We start from the raw sequence: 14,282 nt of genomic DNA on the forward strand, positions 1-14,282 counted from the left end.
GTCACCAAACTGTGATCATCGACGAACGTGCCCGGCCGGATCTACTGCTGCCGTACTAGGGCCCCATCCCAAGATCATATAGTCGGCTTCAGCAATGCTTCAGCCGCGCACCATCGCAACTTTCAGTACTCCAGCAGCGGGTAGCCGAGATGACCTGACCTGATACTGAACGCAAAGGCGTTAGGCCAACGGAAGCGTAAGACGGCCACCGCGAGGACCTCATCCGTCATTGCGACCCGGCTGCTGCTGCGGTCCGGGTTCGGCGGCCCGGGTCGATCGGCCGGCCTCGGAACCGACCGCGGCCGCCACTGTCCGCACGTGCTGGCTGCGACGGAGCGTAGTTGACCGACTCGGCCGGAGCGTTTCGCACACGTCGACCCGGTCCCGCCTGGCGAGCCCAACCATGCACGGACGCCGGGCGGCGGGCCGCTTCGGCTTCTGGTACGCACATCTGCCGAAGGCACGGCCCGACTCATCTCGCCGCTAACCCATTGCGTCAGCCGCTCGGCGTCAGCGTGGCCGGCGGCGAAGCTTCAGCGGAGCTGCCGGCCACTCGCCCGAGCGGCGACGCAACCGGCCCGCCAGGACCGCCTTGAAGACGTACAGACAAATTCATCCCCGGAAGACGCCGCCGCCCGCGTCAGGTACCGGGTGATGTGCGACAGAGCGGCACCAGCAGCGATGTGACAGTGCCGTAGTCGCTGGTTGATCTCGTGATGTCACGCACGTCACGCGGCCGAGAGTGCGGTTCAGTTCGCAAACTCACGTAACGAATCGCTGTGACCAGCGCGTATGCGTTAAGCGGTTCCTCGGGACACCGGGTAAGGCACATGGATAGGTCTGGGGGGGCCATGCGTCTGTAGAAGTAGATAAAGGAGCACGAAGGGGTGAGTGTGGAGGATGACGCCAGTGCGGGTTTCGCAGAGTTTGCGGCAGCGCGCACGCCGACTCTTATCCGGGTGGCCTACCTGCTGACCGGCGACCAGCATGCAGCGGAGGACCTGGTCCAGTCGGCGCTCGCCAAGACCTATGCCCGGCGGAAGTGGCTGAGGCACGAAGACCCAGAAGGCTACGTGCGCACGGTCATGTATCGGGAACAGGTCAGCTGGTGGCGGCGTCTGGCAAGTATCCGCCAGTCGATGGCGGCTGTCGCTACTGACGACGTGGTCGATGACCACAGCGCGCACGCTGACCTGCGGGTGGCGATGCGCGAGGCCCTATGGCGCCTGCCGTTGATGCAGCGCACGGTTGTGGTCTTGCGCTACTTCGAAGACCTGAGCGAAAGCCAGGTCGCAGAAGTGCTGGACTGCTCGGTCGGAACCGTCAGAAGCCGGAACAACCGAGCTCTCAAACGGCTACGGGAACTGCTGCCAGCCCACGAGATCGCGCTGGAGACAACGCCATGAACACGCCATTCGAAGCCCTCATCCGCACCACCCTTTCCCAAATCGCCGAGGAGGCACAACCTGTGAACCTGACAACCCGCGCCCTCACCCAGGCACAGAAGAGGCGCACCACGAAGATGGCGCTCGTTACGGTCGCCACAGCAGCCGCCGTAATGATCGGCGGGCCGCTCGCTTTCGCCGCCGCCAACGGGAGCACGCCGCCGGCAGCACCCGTACCGTCCCCGTCGGGCCCGGTCGCGTCCCCGTCCCCGTCACGCCCGGTCGCGTCCCCGTCCCCGTCACGCCCGGTCGCGTCCCCGTCCCCGTCCCCGTCACGCCCGGTCGCGTCCCCGTCCCCGTCCCCGTCGAAGAAACGTTAGCCAACGCAGCCTGCATACAGGCTTCTAGTGAATACCAGCGGCTGTGGGGCACACGTCATCCTGTGCCCCACAGCCGTATCGACGTATCAGGATTATGGTCTCAGCCTGCACGCGCCTACGGCAGTGGCATGTAGCGCTTATGCACTGGTAGCAGGCTTGTGGCGACGCTTGTAGTGGCTGCACTTGGCGACGGCTTGGTGCCGTCGTCGCCACCGTGACCACGCCATCGTCGTCCGGCAGCGCGGCGCGGCCACCGAGGTCGAACAACGCAGCCTGGCCAGCTACGACCAGATCTTCGGCGTCGACCTCGAGGAGGTGGCCTGATGCCCCCCACGCGCCAAGGCCACCGACACCGACACCAAGCAGCGCACCGGCCGCGACACCGCCACCGAACTGGCCTACCTCACCCGCGCGATGAAGGCACCCGCCCTGGCGGCGGCCGTCGAGCGTCTGGCCGAACGCGCCCGCGCCGAGAACTGGACGTTCGAGGAGTACCTGGCCGCCTGCCTGGCCCGGGAGGTGTCCTCCCGCGAGTCCTCAGGCGGTGAACAGCGCATCCGCTTCGCCCGGTTCCCGGCCCGCAAGAGCCTGGAAGAGTTCGACTACGACCACCAGCGCTCCGCCGACCGCACCACCATCGCCCACCTGGGGACGCTGGACTTCATCGCCGCGAAAGAGAACGTAATCTTCCTCGGGCCGCCCGGAACTGGCAAAACCCACCTGGCCACGGGCCTGGGCATCCGCGCCTGCCAGGCCGGCCACCGGGTCGCCTTCGCCACCGCCGCTGAATGGGTCGCGCGGCTGGCCGAGGCCCACCACACCGGCAAGCTCCAGCAAGAACTGGTCAAGCTGGCCCGCGTCCCGCTGCTGATCATCGACGAGGTTGGCTACATCCCGTTCGAAGCCGAAGCCGCGAACCTGTTCTTCCAGCTGGTGTCATCCCGCTACGAGCGGGCCTCGCTGATCGTCACGTCGAACATGCCGTTCGGGCGCTGGGGCGAGGTCTTCGGAGACGAGGTCGTCGCCGCGGCGATGATCGACCGCCTGGTCCACCACGCCGAGGTCATCAGCCTCAAGGGCGACAGCTACCGCATCCGCAACCGAGACCTCGGCCGAACGGTCCCACCGGCCGACAAGCACGACCACCGATAGAACCGAACCAGCGAGGGGGTCAGTTTTCGACCGTCGCTATGGGGTCAGGGTTCGGCCGACGTTGACACGAATACCGGACCGTGGCCGGCAGCGGTTTCGGCGACGAACGCCGACACGCCTACGCCTGGTCTCCTGACGGGGATCGGGCTCGCCCTCCGCACCGCAAAGGGCACCAAAGTGCCGTATCGGCGATTCCTGAGCCGTGCGGTGGAACGCGGAGTCGCGCCACCACGGAACGACAAAGTCCTGCCGCTGCTCGCTCACCCGCCGTAGCGACGACCGTGAAGGGCATCGGCGGGATCGGGCATTCAGGTCGTGGACGACAACACACGGCCCGCGAGGAGGGATGAGCCACAGGTGCTGATCGAGCAAGCCGCCCCCGGCCTGCCGGACGAAGCCGTCCTGCGCGGGTCCCGTACGAACCCGGAGCTGTTCGCGCAGCTGTTCGACGCCTACCACGACGAGATCCACCGCTACGTCGCCGGACGGCTCAGCGCCGCGCACGCCGACGACCTGGCCGCCGAGACATTCCTGATCGCGTTTCGCGGGCGGGCCCGCTTCGACGGCGACGGCGGTCACGTGCGCGCCTGGTTGTACGGCATCGCCACGAACCTGATCCGCCGCCATCACCGCGACGAGGAACGCAAATACCGGGCCCTGACCCGCGCCGACGCCGCCGACCGGGCCCCGGCCGGCGACCACGACGACGACAACCGCATCATCGCCCGGGTCGCCGCCCACGGTGTCCAGCGCGACCTGGCCGCCGCCCTGCGCTCGCTCAAACGCGGCAACCGCGACGTGCTCCTACTCGTCGCGCTGGCCGAACTGAGCTATCCCGAGGTCGCCCGAGCCCTGGGCATCCCCGAGGGCACGGTCGCCTCCCGGCTCAGCCGCGCCCGCAAGACGGTCCGCACCGCACTGGGCGGGGTCGACCCCACACGAGATGACACCCGAGCAGAGGACAGGAGGAGCACCTGATGGACGACCTCGACCTGATCCGTGAGGTCCTGAACGCCCCGCCGCCGTCGGCCCGGGCCACCGTGCAGGCCCGCAACCGGTTGACCGCGGCCATCGCCGCGCCGAACAAGACCGCCCGTCGCCAGGTGCTCGCCGCAGCCGGCGGGCTCGTCGGCCTCGCTGCGCTGGCGCTGGTTGTCATCCCCTCCGACGGCCGGCCCGGCCCCAGCCCGCGACCATCGGACATCTCTGCACGGGACCTGCTGCTGGCAGCGGCGAGCCGGGCGGCGACCGCTGACCCCGAATCCGGCAGATATTGGCATGTCCGCTCGATCTTCTATTCACCGCCGAACAAAGTCGGCATGGCCCCGGACCAGTACTTCATCGTCAACCGGAGGGCATTCGATCAGTGGATCGCCCGCGACCCGGCAGAGCCAAGCTGGACCGGCTCGCGCAACCTCGGCGCCCGCCCACTTGGTGCGGCTGACGATGAGGTTTGGCGCAGGACCGGTTCGCCGAGCAGCTGGGGCGTGTCGGCCGCCGACGGCATCGTGCGCCGCAGCACTGCCCCGGACCGGGGCCGGCTCGAGCGGCTGGATCCGACGCACTATCTGTTCGACCTCGGTGGTTTCGACCGTGCCGAGGTGCAGGCGCTGCCCACTGATGTCGACCGGCTCCGCGACCTGTTCACCGCCCGCATCGCTGCCGGCCCCGACGGGTTGGCCCCCGGCACTAGCAACTCCGACAGACGGCTGTTCGGATCCATGTGCCAGCTGCTCATGGACGTTCCGGCTCCGCCGGCGGTACGCGCTGCGGCCTTCATGGTCCTGGTCGGCATCACCGGGATGCGCAGCACCGGATCGATGACCGACGACCTGGGCCGCCCAGGGATCGGCATCGAGCTTGCCGAGCACACCACCGAGTTGTACGAGTCCCACCGGTTGATCGTCGACCCGGTCACCCACCTGCTCATGGTCAGCAGCTACATGGGGACCCGGACCGACGGCGACGGCATTCACCCTCTCAAGCAGCAGCACCGCGTGATCCTCGAGGCCGGTTGGACCGACCAGAAACCTGCCGTCCCAGCTCTGTACTGACGACCACCCACCACCCCTCTATCGGAAGTGAGCTCCACAGTGCCCAGAAAACACCGTTACGCCGCTGTGACCACCGGCCTTATGGTTCTGCTCGGGTTGGCCGCCTGCGGCGACACACCGGCCCCGCTGGCAGTCGCCTCGGTCCAGACTCCACCCGCGCCCTCCACCACGACGACCGCGAACGCGCTCACCCGGTATGTCGACGCGCAGCGGGCCTGGGTCGACTGCATGCGCAAGCAAGGCCACAACATCCCGGACCCGGACGCCAAGGGATACGTCGACATCGGCTCCTACCTCGCGGCTGCGAAGATGCCCAAGACCGACCCGGGGCTCCGGTCCGCGCAGGAGGCCTGCGCGGACCTGCACGCCACCGTCCCGCCTGAGCTGGAGGACCGGGAGCCGTTGACTCCGCAGCAGCTGGAGCACCGCCGCCAGTACGCCAAGTGCATGCGCGCCAACGGCATGCCCACCTGGCCCGACCCGGGCCCCGACGGTGAGTGGCCACAGGGCGGGCTCGGCACCGAGCTGACCCCGGCAGAGCAGGACGCCAACATGCGGGCCGTGCAGATCTGCGACCCGGTCCTGGAAGGCAAGCCGAAGGCCTCGTACGACCCGTCGAAGGTCGTCAACGGATGACCGGCGGGCTCTGGCGTCGGTGAACTGCGACGATCGGGGTAAGCGCGGCTGTGCTGGCGCTACTCGCCGTCGGGGTGTTGGCCGGGCTCGGGCTGGGCGGCGACGGCGGCGATCAGCCCGCCGCGCACCGCACCGGGCCGGCGGCGACAGCGAAGGTGACCCGACAGACCCTCGTGGAGGCGGTGACGGTGCCCGGGGCGCTCGGCTACGGCCCTGCCACTCCGGTGACCTCGGCCGCCACGGGCACGGTGACGTGGCTGCCCGCGGTGGGTGCCACGGTCAAGCGGGGCGGGCAACTCCTGCGCGTCGACGACCTGCCAGTACTGCTGCTCCACGGTGCACTGCCGATGTATCGGCCGCTGGCGACCGGAGTCGTCGGCGCCGACGTCAAGCAGTTCGAGCGGAACCTCGCCGCGCTCGGACTGGGCGGCTTCGAGGTCGACGACACGTACTCCGCCGGCACCGCCACCGCGGTCAAGCGTTGGCAGAAAGCTCTCGGGCTGCCGGAGACCGGCGTCGTCGACCGTGACCGGGTGATCTACGCGCCGGGCCCGGTGCGGGTGTCGGCGCGGCTCGTGCGGGTCGGCGCGGCGGCGACCGGCGACATCCTGCAGTACACCGGCAGCACGAGGGTTGTGACCGTGACCGCGGACCGGTCCACGGCCGGCTGGGCGGTGCCGAACGCGAAGGTCGAACTGTCCGTCCACGGCGGCGCGCCGACCCCGGGCACGGTCAGTGCCGTGGCCGAGGCTCAACCGGCGGGCGGCGCTGACGGCGGCGGCGCCAACGTCACCATCACCATCGCGTACGGCGCACAGCAGGCGCTGGGCGCGCAGGACGGCGCCGCCGTCAGCGTCCGGCGGATCCTTCAGGAACGCCGCGATGTCCTGACCGTTCCGGTCAACGCCCTGCTGGCACTGGCCGAGGGCGGATACGGTGTCGAGGTGGTCACCGATCGCGTCCAGCTGGTCGCGGTGCAGGTGGGTCTGTTCGCCGGTGGCCGCGTCGAGATCAGCGCTGCGGGCATCGACGAAGGCACGGCCGTGGGGATTCCCGCATGACCGAGCCCTTCAGCGCACCGCCCCCCGGCTCCCTCGTCGAGCTTGCCGGGGTGTCGCGGACCTATGCCGGTGGCGTCAATGCGCTGGTCGACGTCGACCTCGTCATCGGTCACGGTGAACTTGCCGCGGTCGTCGGTCCGTCGGGTTCAGGCAAGTCCACGATGCTGAACCTGATCGGCACCTTGGACCGGCCTTCGGCCGGCTCGGTCCGCATCGGCGGACACGACGTGGGCCGCCTGGACGACCGTGCCGTGTCGGCTCTGCGCGCCCAGCAGATCGGGTTCGTGTTCCAGCAGTTCCACCTCGCTGCCGGGGTCACGATCCTCGACAGCGTCGCCGACGGTCTGCTTTACGCCGGAGTGCCGATGCGCAGGCGCAGGGCCCGAGCCGAGGCGGCGCTCGCGCGGGTAGGTCTGGGCCATCGGCTCACCCATCGGCCGCACGAACTCTCCGGCGGGGAACGGCAACGAGTCGCGATCGCCCGCGCCGTCGTCGGCGAGCCGGCACTGCTGCTGGCTGACGAACCAACCGGAAACCTCGACACGGTATCGGGTGACTCGGTCCTGTCGCTGCTACGCGACCTGCACAACGCCGGAACCACCGTCGTCGTCATCACTCACGACCGTCAGCTCGCGGCTGGCCTGCCTCGGCAGCTCACCATGCGCGACGGCCGGTTGGTCCACGACTCCGCCATGGTGCGGGCATGACCACACCAGCCACCCGGGGGCTGCGCCCCGCCCGGCTCAACCCCGCTGATCTGGCCCGCCTGGGCGTCGTCGGCCTGCGGGCGCGGCCGATGCGGGTCTTCCTGTCCGCGCTCGGCATCGCGATCGGCATCGCGGCCATGCTGTCGGTCGTCGGCGTGACCACCTCCAGCCGCGCGCACCTCGACCGGACCCTGCAGCGTCTCGGCACCAACCTGCTCACCGTCGTACCCGGCGAGGCCGGTGACGGCCGACCCCAGTCACTGCCCGAGGAGTCCGTGGGCATGGTCGCCCGGATCGGGCCCGTCGAATCCGTCAGCGCCACCGGCAAGGTCACCGCCTCGGTCTATCGCAACGATCACATACCGGCCCCGGAGACCAGCAGCGTCGAAGTCCTCGCCGCAGAACCCGGACTGCTGGACACCCTCGGTGTGGCCGTCGGCGAAGGCAGCTGGTTCACCCCCGCCACCGCCACCTACCCGGCGGTGGTACTCGGCGCCGCCGCCGCCCGACGACTCGACGTTCCGGCACCCGGCCTGCGCCTGTGGCTGGGTGGCGAGTGGTTCGTCGTGGTCGGCATCCTCGACGCCGCAACACTCGTCCCCGCCCTCGACTCCGCCGCGCTGGTCGGCTGGGACACCGCCCGCACCTATCTCGGCTTCGACGGCCGCCCCACCGTCCTGTACATACGGGCCGACGAACGGCAGGTCGCCGCTGTACGCGACGTTCTCGGGCGGACCGCCGACCCCCAGGCGCCGCAGCACGTGCGCGTGTCACGGCCCTCCGACGCGCTCGCCGCGAAACAGGCCACCGATGCGACACTCAGCGGCACCCTGCTCGGACTCGGCATGGTCGCACTGCTCGTCGGCGGAGTGGGCATCGCCAACACCATGGTGATCTCGGTGCTGGAGCGGCGGGCCGAGATCGGGCTGCGCCGGGCACTGGGTGCCACTCAAGGGCAGATCCGCGTGCAGTTCCTGGCCGAGTCGCTGCTGCTGTCAGGGCTCGGCGGCGCCGGCGGCGTGGCCATCGGCACCGTAGCCGCCAGCCTGTACGCCTCCAGCCAAGGCTGGCCGGTGTTCGTACCCGCCTGGGCCACCGGCGGCAGCCTGGGCGCCGCCCTACTCATCGGCGCACTCGCCGGCCTGTACCCGGCCGTCCGGGCCAGCCGCCTCGAACCAACCTCAGCGCTGAACGGCTGACCACGAACGGCAGGTGGCAGCCACGAATCGCGGCTGCCACCTGTTCGAGGACCCGGTGGAATCCGCGCTATAGCCGGGTAGCGCAGATGGTCGGCCGCGATTGGCGGACCCGGTCCGCGCAGGGCGCGTTCAGCCCGATTCCGCTGCGGCCCGGATGGCGGCGCGGTTGATCATGCAATCCCCAGTCCCTGCTCACGTATCGTGGAAACTGCGGGTCGGCGGTTGCTCATCGTGCCGGCGGCTCGGCGATTCCCTTTAGCAGCAGGCCGAAGTCGGTGAGCAGGCAGATGGGGAGATTGTCGCTGTCGAGCCCGACCCAGGTGGCGTAGTACCCGTCGCCGCGGCCGGACACGAACGTCACGAGGTTGTACCCCAATGGGTTGTGCACCCTCACGGCGCCGTCGTCCGGCAGGAGGGAGCCGATCAGGTGCCCGTCAGGGGCGTTCTCGTCGAACAGCAGATCGTCCATCGCGTCGAGGAACGCCGGCTCGTCCAGCGCTTCGCACTCCTCAGCCCACAGCAGTGCGCCCTCGGCATCGACGAACGAGCCGAACCCGGAGTCCACCGGGTACCCGTACGTCGCGTTCGCCGCCAGCTCCGAGACGTCCTGGCCGGGCAGCAGCGCGAGTTCCCATCGCGTCGGGTGCCCGTCAGCCACGATGAGAATGACGGCGGCCATGTCGTCGACGCCCACCACAGGGTGGTCCCCGTTCGGTATCTCAACGGTGAACGCAGGGCGCCGTGCATGGACCGGGTCGGCCGCGACGACGGCGCCTGACCGCACCCGCAGGGTGCCGACCTGCTCCTGGCTGCAGCCGTCGCCGGCGAAGGCACGACCCAACACGGCTATGTCGATCACGCGTGGCAGGCTACCACCAGACCAGACCGATGCGGATGGGTTGATATGGCGAAACCGGCCACGGATCGGTGCGGTGATCGGCACGCCGACGGAGAGGTACGTCGACAGGCCTTGTTCGCGCAGGGACCGGATGTGGTGCAGGAACACCTCGGTCTGATCAGGAGCGTGACTTCTCCGCCACCTCTTCGTGGCCGGTTGATCAATCCGAGACATCCACGACCGTCAGGTGGGAGCGACCTCGCTCACTCCAGCGCCAATACGGACCGCTCGCGTGGGAATCCAAGGTGGCAGCCCGAATCCAAATTCGCGGGATAGTTCCCCGCACGCCCGGCGTCTGTATGTATGTCTGGGCTTCGGATGCCCAGGCCACGGCGAGTCGCGAGGGGATGACAGACGGTGCTCGAAAGTCGGCACCCAGCATCCTCTCTCTATCCTGAGGAGTGCCAGTGTTGAGATCACGCACCATTCCGGTCGTGAACACAGCGACGCCACCGTGGCGACAGACCGGTTTCAGGGGCGCAACCACGTCCTTGTCTGCCGCCATGATGGCAACTGTGGTGGTAGTGGCTCTGGCGCCAGCGGCATCTGCGGCATCTGCGCCGCAAGTTCAACGGGAGGCTGGGTCCCTCACCGGCTGTATCGTCGACCGAATGCCCGTCCGTGCGGGCACGCCTCGCAGCTTCGCGAGCGGCATATCACCCGACGGTCGAATTGTGGTCGGCTATGCCAGCGTAGAAGGCGAGGACCCATACTTGCATCAGGCGCTCATCTGGAGGGAGGGCGCCGTCGAAGCCGTCGACATCCCAGGCGTCGACCAGGCGCTCCTACATGTCAACTCGCGCGGTATCGCGATCGGCGTCAGCCTGGTCGACGACCAGGTTACGAAATTCGTCTATCAAGACGGCAGGCTCACTCGGGTGACCGGGGATCCTGCGGGAATCAACGAGGCAGGTGAAATGGCGGGAGTGCTGAACACGGGCCAGCCGGTGTACTGGCCGTCGCCAACGGCCGAACCAGTGCTGTTGCCCGTGCCCGATGGCGCCGATGGGGTCGTCGCCTTGGGCATCAATGATGACGGTGTGATCATTGGGATCCGCTCGGATTACGACAGCGGTCATCGCGTAGAAACGCCTCTACTGTGGCGCGCGAGCCACGCGTCGGTGGAGGAACTGCCGATGCCGACAAATGCGGATAGTGCCGCGGCGTTGGCGATCGCCGGTGATTGGGTGAGCGGCTCCGCGTTCTTTCCGGAGCCGGGTATGTGGCAGGAGGTCCGCTGGAACATCAAGACTGGGGCAGTCGATGTATTCTCGGACGACGAGTTGGCTGGGGTCGGTGGCATAAACTCTCGCGGTCACTTGGCTGGATTCAACGGCGAGTATCACGGCACCCTCATCACGGACGACGTATCGGTCGACCTTCCGGATCTCGCCCCCAGCGCAAATCCCGTCAACGATATTATTTCCATTCCGTCCAGTATTACCGATGACGGACTGACGGTCGTCGGTGGAAGTCTCGACTCAGACCTCAACCGACAGGCCGTCATCTGGCGTTGCCGATGATGCCGGTACGGGAGCTGTAAATGATTTGATCAAGATGTGAAACGGCGGCCACTGCTTGGTCCTGGCTGTTGGAAGACAAGTCAGAATGCGGTGGCCGCCGTTCACAGCGCAGGCCCTGCCACAAGGTGGCAGGTGTTCGAAGAAGTGATCGCCCGGATCTCGGCACAGTTCGGCCGGTCGGAGACCCGTCGTACCGTCGGGACCCACCGAGGGGACCACGAGCGTTATTCGTGCGCCCAGCAGAGTGGAGGTTGACCATGTAGGTGGTTGATCTTCGTTCGTAAGCTCGTCGTCGCTTGCCGGTGGAAGTCCGGTCCGGGTAGCTGCCAGGAGGCCCGGTAGCAGACTGGCGGCTCGGTCTGGAAACGGGTCGGGTCGAAGCCCAGTGTCAATGGCCCTGTAACAGGGGGAGCGACTGAACGGTCCGTAGCGTGATGCGAAGCCTGCGGCGTCGTTACTCTGCCGCCTTCGGGTGGCGCGTGGGAGTGCCGAGCCCTTCGAATTCGGGGTGAAGGCCATGGAAGCGGTGTAGATCCTGGAGATGCAGCCGTGACGGACTCCTCGGCGTATTGGCGCGGAACGTTCAGATAGTGACGGCGGGAACTGGGGAGACCCCTCCCCGGCCCGGTGACCTGCGGATGGTCGCTGGAGGGTGGTGTCCTATAACCGATGACCTCGGGAAGTGGACGGCCTGTCGGGAGGGAGTCGGAGGCGGCCGTAGTACCGGTTGAGCCGAGCGGACAACACAACCGCCGGTTAGGGAAGGGTCGCTGCTTCGTCGATGCGCATCGCTGTGATGGAGGAGCCCGGTGAGTGCCGGTTTGGCTAGTCCCGCCGCGTCGGGGTCGATTCTTGACCCGGTTCGTGCCTTGCAGCATGTGCTCTACCGGGCGGCCAAGGCCGATCCCGGACGTCGGTTCCACGCGCTGCGAGACAAGGTCTTCCGCAGGGACGTCTTGTGGCGGGCGTGGGTGGCGGTGCGCCGCAACAACGGCGCACCCGGCATCGACAAGACCACCCTGGCCCAGGTCGAGGAGTACGGCGTCGTCCGGCTGCTCGACGAGTTGGCCGGCGAACTGAAGGACGGCAGCTACCGGCCGCCGCAGCCTCATTAAGTTTGTCCACAACAGACAAAGATCAGCGGCGGCCGTGCCTTGTTTCCACAGCTACCGCCCTTGTAGACCGAACCGTGATCATCGACCGGCGGCTACATCACGAACTTGGGCTGCCGTATTAGGCGGCGGTGTCGCTCAAGCAGAGGGCCGCCAGTTCGGGTCCCGCCCGCTAAGTGCGATCACCCGCTCAAGTGCGACAGCACCCTCAGGCACTGGTACCGGCTCGGCATAGATCCCCATGTCCCGACCCTGCGCGCCGGTGTCGGCCACGAACTGCGCCGCGACTTCGGCGGTTTCGCCATCGCAGCGGAACGGCTGTCCGGTAGCCTTCGCCAGGTCCCATCCATGGATCACCAGGTCGCTGGCCAGCATCGTCGCAACGAACGAGGCCGGCATCTGAGCCGAACCCATAGTGACCTCGCCTTCCCATGATTGGGGGGTATTCCAGGCCTCGACAGCTCCCCGAACCTCCGCAGCGAACTGCTCAGCCCACTCATCGGTCAGTTGGCTGGTCGCCCAGTGCTCGTCAGGCACGGCCTGGCCTAGCCCGGCAAGCCGCAGCGCAGAAACCACCTGGAGCAAGTGGCTGCTAAGCGCAGAAACATCCCACTCACTGCATGGCGTCGGCAGATGCAACTGCGTGTTACTTACGCCATCTATAACGCTTTTGGTCTGTTCGGCTGAGTTTGTTACCAATGAGATGAGTTGCATAGAGCGAGCATAGAGACCGGCTGCCGCGCTGGTCTTGTAAAAACGCGACAACCCCGCTGGTAGGCTCGCTGCGTGCCTGGGATCCTCGACCCCCGCGCTGCACAGGCCAAGTTCCAGTTCAGCGAGCCGCAACCGGCGCGCGGCCTTGAGCCCTACGTGGCGCACTACTGGGTCGTAAGGTGGGACCTGCGGGAACAAGATCCCTACGAACAACACGTCCTGCCCTACCCCTCGGTCAATATGACCTTCAAGCTAGGCCGCTGCCGCATCGCGGGCGTGCCACGCGGAAGGTTCTCCGAAGTCCTGGAGGGTGCCGGCAGAGTGTTCGGCGTCCGCTTCACACCCGCGGGGTTCCGAGCTTTTCTCAACGCGCCGACGGCAACGATCACGGACAAGTTCCTCCCGGTGGAAGCCGTATTCGGCCCGCCGGGAGCCGCGTTATCAGCAGAAGTCTTGGCCGCCGATGAGGCGCTCGCAGCTGCGGCTGTTGACCAGTTCCTACTGGCGAACCTTTCCGCTCCCGACCCGAACATCGAACTCGTGAACACCATCGTGGCCCGCATCGCCGCAGAACCTAGCGTCATGCGTGTCGACCGCTTGGCCGAAGAACTTCAGGTGGGTGTTCGTCGACTCCAGAGGCTGTTTGCCGACTACGTCGGCGTCGGCCCGAAATGGGTCATACGTCGATACCGCCTCCACGAGGCTGCCGAACGTGCCGCCGCCGACAACCCGCTGGACTGGATGCAGCTCGCCTCAGAGCTTGGCTACACCGACCAGGCACACCTCATCCGAGACTTCACGGCAATCATCGGCACGCCTCCAGCACGTTACATCCAGCGCCAACGGAGCTGATCATTTAGAGCAGCGCTGGGCCTTTGTCGAGGCATTCTTGCGAGCCTAAGCATGCGAGAGCTTCAGGCGCGGTGTAGTCCATAGAACATGGGCTCACGCCAGATCATGGCTCAGATTGGCTCTCAGGGGCTTGCCTTGCTCATGCGGCCCTGTGCGCCTGCTCCCATGGCTTGGGCATTGCGGCCAAACGGCGGAGGTGCTCGCGGTGTCGGCGGGCACGCAGTTCGTCACCAACCGCCTCGGCTGCCTCCGCCCACCCTCGGATCTTCGCCTCGAACTCGTCATGGCTGGCGCGCTCCAACGCCCACAATGCGGCTGCGTGCTCCTCCGCTGTCATGGCTGCTCACCCCCTCCTAGCCTTTCGTCGAGCCTACCCAATTCGTACATGATGTCGTGTAGGCGCAGACGGCGGAAGGCCAGGCCTTCCTCGTATTGATGGATCATTGCGCGCCTTCTCTAGCTCCTGCCGCAGGTCTATGAGCTCGAATTCATCGCGCATCCGCTCTTCGTCGTCCAAGTCGTTCCGTTCATTGGGTGGGAGGTGGGCACGCTAATACGGCAGCAGTAGATCCGGCCGGGCACGTTCGTCGATGATCACAGTTTGGTGAC

At 67.3% G+C, this 14,282-nt stretch carries 13 protein-coding genes and 1 pseudogene; 12 read left to right on the forward strand and 2 right to left on the reverse strand.

Features of this window, described 5'->3' with window-relative positions; all coding sequences use genetic code 11:
* The first annotated feature begins 893 nt into the window (after nucleotides 1-893).
* The 9 genes and pseudogenes from ACFQO7_RS37085 (at nucleotide 894) to ACFQO7_RS37125 (ending at nucleotide 8,574) form a co-directional block, all read left to right on the forward strand.
* Nucleotides 894-1,406 carry a SigE family RNA polymerase sigma factor gene (locus ACFQO7_RS37085; protein WP_376810776.1) on the forward strand — a complete coding sequence of 171 codons (513 nt, stop codon included), beginning with the start codon at nucleotides 894-896 and terminating at the stop codon, nucleotides 1,404-1,406.
* A gap of 542 nt (nucleotides 1,407-1,948) precedes the next feature.
* Nucleotides 1,949-2,089: a hypothetical protein gene (locus ACFQO7_RS37090; protein WP_376810777.1), complete on the forward strand. Its 141-nt coding sequence runs from the start codon at nucleotides 1,949-1,951 to the stop codon at nucleotides 2,087-2,089.
* A 42-nt stretch (nucleotides 2,090-2,131) separates the two neighbouring features.
* Nucleotides 2,132-2,917 (forward strand): annotated as a pseudogene (gene istB, locus ACFQO7_RS37095) (IS21-like element helper ATPase IstB); the annotation flags it as partial.
* Nucleotides 2,918-3,274: 357 nt separating this feature from the next.
* A complete protein-coding gene (locus ACFQO7_RS37100) occupies nucleotides 3,275-3,895 on the forward strand; it encodes an RNA polymerase sigma factor (RefSeq protein WP_376810778.1) in 621 nt (206 codons plus the stop codon).
* Complete coding sequence (locus ACFQO7_RS37105; RefSeq protein WP_376810779.1) at nucleotides 3,895-4,971, forward strand: CU044_5270 family protein; 1,077 nt, start codon at nucleotides 3,895-3,897, stop codon at nucleotides 4,969-4,971. Before ACFQO7_RS37100 ends, ACFQO7_RS37105 begins: the two co-directional genes overlap by 1 nt.
* A 66-nt stretch (nucleotides 4,972-5,037) precedes the next feature.
* The gene (locus ACFQO7_RS37110; RefSeq protein ID WP_376810780.1) at nucleotides 5,038-5,607 is read left to right on the forward strand and encodes a hypothetical protein; all 570 of its coding nucleotides are present in this window, start codon (nucleotides 5,038-5,040) and stop codon (nucleotides 5,605-5,607) included.
* Nucleotides 5,608-5,657: 50 nt separating this feature from the next.
* Complete coding sequence (locus tag ACFQO7_RS37115; protein ID WP_376810781.1) at nucleotides 5,658-6,668, forward strand: peptidoglycan-binding protein; 1,011 nt, start codon at nucleotides 5,658-5,660, stop codon at nucleotides 6,666-6,668.
* Nucleotides 6,665-7,375, forward strand: a complete 711-nt coding sequence (locus tag ACFQO7_RS37120) for an ABC transporter ATP-binding protein (protein WP_376810782.1) — start codon at nucleotides 6,665-6,667, stop codon at nucleotides 7,373-7,375. Before ACFQO7_RS37115 ends, ACFQO7_RS37120 begins: the two co-directional genes overlap by 4 nt.
* A complete protein-coding gene (locus ACFQO7_RS37125) occupies nucleotides 7,372-8,574 on the forward strand; it encodes an ABC transporter permease (RefSeq protein WP_376810783.1) in 1,203 nt (400 codons plus the stop codon). The genes ACFQO7_RS37120 and ACFQO7_RS37125 overlap by 4 nt, the downstream gene beginning before the upstream one ends.
* 226 nt (nucleotides 8,575-8,800) lie before the next feature.
* Here the strand turns inward: ACFQO7_RS37125 and ACFQO7_RS37130 are convergent, their stop codons facing one another.
* A complete protein-coding gene (locus ACFQO7_RS37130; RefSeq protein WP_376810784.1) occupies nucleotides 8,801-9,580 on the reverse strand; it encodes a DUF4241 domain-containing protein in 780 nt (259 codons plus the stop codon).
* Between the two features lie 503 nt (nucleotides 9,581-10,083).
* On the opposite strand from ACFQO7_RS37130, the gene ACFQO7_RS37135 reads away from it, so the two are divergent.
* Nucleotides 10,084-10,995, forward strand: coding sequence for a hypothetical protein (locus ACFQO7_RS37135; protein ID WP_376810785.1), 912 nt, complete (start codon nucleotides 10,084-10,086; stop codon nucleotides 10,993-10,995).
* 869 nt (nucleotides 10,996-11,864) lie between these two features.
* Nucleotides 11,865-12,110 (forward strand): hypothetical protein, encoded by a 246-nt coding sequence (locus ACFQO7_RS37140; RefSeq protein WP_376810786.1) that lies wholly within the window; start codon nucleotides 11,865-11,867, stop codon nucleotides 12,108-12,110.
* 135 nt (nucleotides 12,111-12,245) lie between these two features.
* On the opposite strand, the gene ACFQO7_RS37145 is transcribed toward ACFQO7_RS37140, so the two are convergent.
* A complete protein-coding gene (locus ACFQO7_RS37145) occupies nucleotides 12,246-12,821 on the reverse strand; it encodes a TIGR03086 family metal-binding protein (RefSeq protein WP_376810787.1) in 576 nt (191 codons plus the stop codon).
* 72 nt (nucleotides 12,822-12,893) lie between these two features.
* On the opposite strand from ACFQO7_RS37145, the gene ACFQO7_RS37150 reads away from it, so the two are divergent.
* Nucleotides 12,894-13,673: a DUF6597 domain-containing transcriptional factor gene (locus tag ACFQO7_RS37150; RefSeq protein WP_376810788.1), complete on the forward strand. Its 780-nt coding sequence runs from the start codon at nucleotides 12,894-12,896 to the stop codon at nucleotides 13,671-13,673.
* Nucleotides 13,674-14,282 lie beyond the last annotated feature (609 nt).

The sequence above is a fragment of the Catellatospora aurea genome (assembly GCF_042663325.1).
GTDB lineage: Bacteria > Actinomycetota > Actinomycetes > Mycobacteriales > Micromonosporaceae > Catellatospora > Catellatospora aurea.

What these genes read in the sequence shown, in the direction of transcription:
- ACFQO7_RS37105 (WP_376810779.1), top strand. Translation starts at nt 3,895, where the DNA reads ATGGACGACCTCGACCTGATCCGTGAGGTCCTGAACGCCCCGCCGCCG.
- ACFQO7_RS37120 (WP_376810782.1), top strand. Translation starts at nt 6,665, where the DNA reads ATGACCGAGCCCTTCAGCGCACCGCCCCCCGGCTCCCTCGTCGAGCTT.
- ACFQO7_RS37125 (WP_376810783.1), top strand. Translation starts at nt 7,372, where the DNA reads ATGACCACACCAGCCACCCGGGGGCTGCGCCCCGCCCGGCTCAACCCC.
- ACFQO7_RS37135 (WP_376810785.1), top strand. Translation starts at nt 10,084, where the DNA reads ATGCCCGTCCGTGCGGGCACGCCTCGCAGCTTCGCGAGCGGCATATCA.
- ACFQO7_RS37145 (WP_376810787.1), bottom strand. Translation starts at nt 12,821, where the DNA reads ATGCAACTCATCTCATTGGTAACAAACTCAGCCGAACAGACCAAAAGC.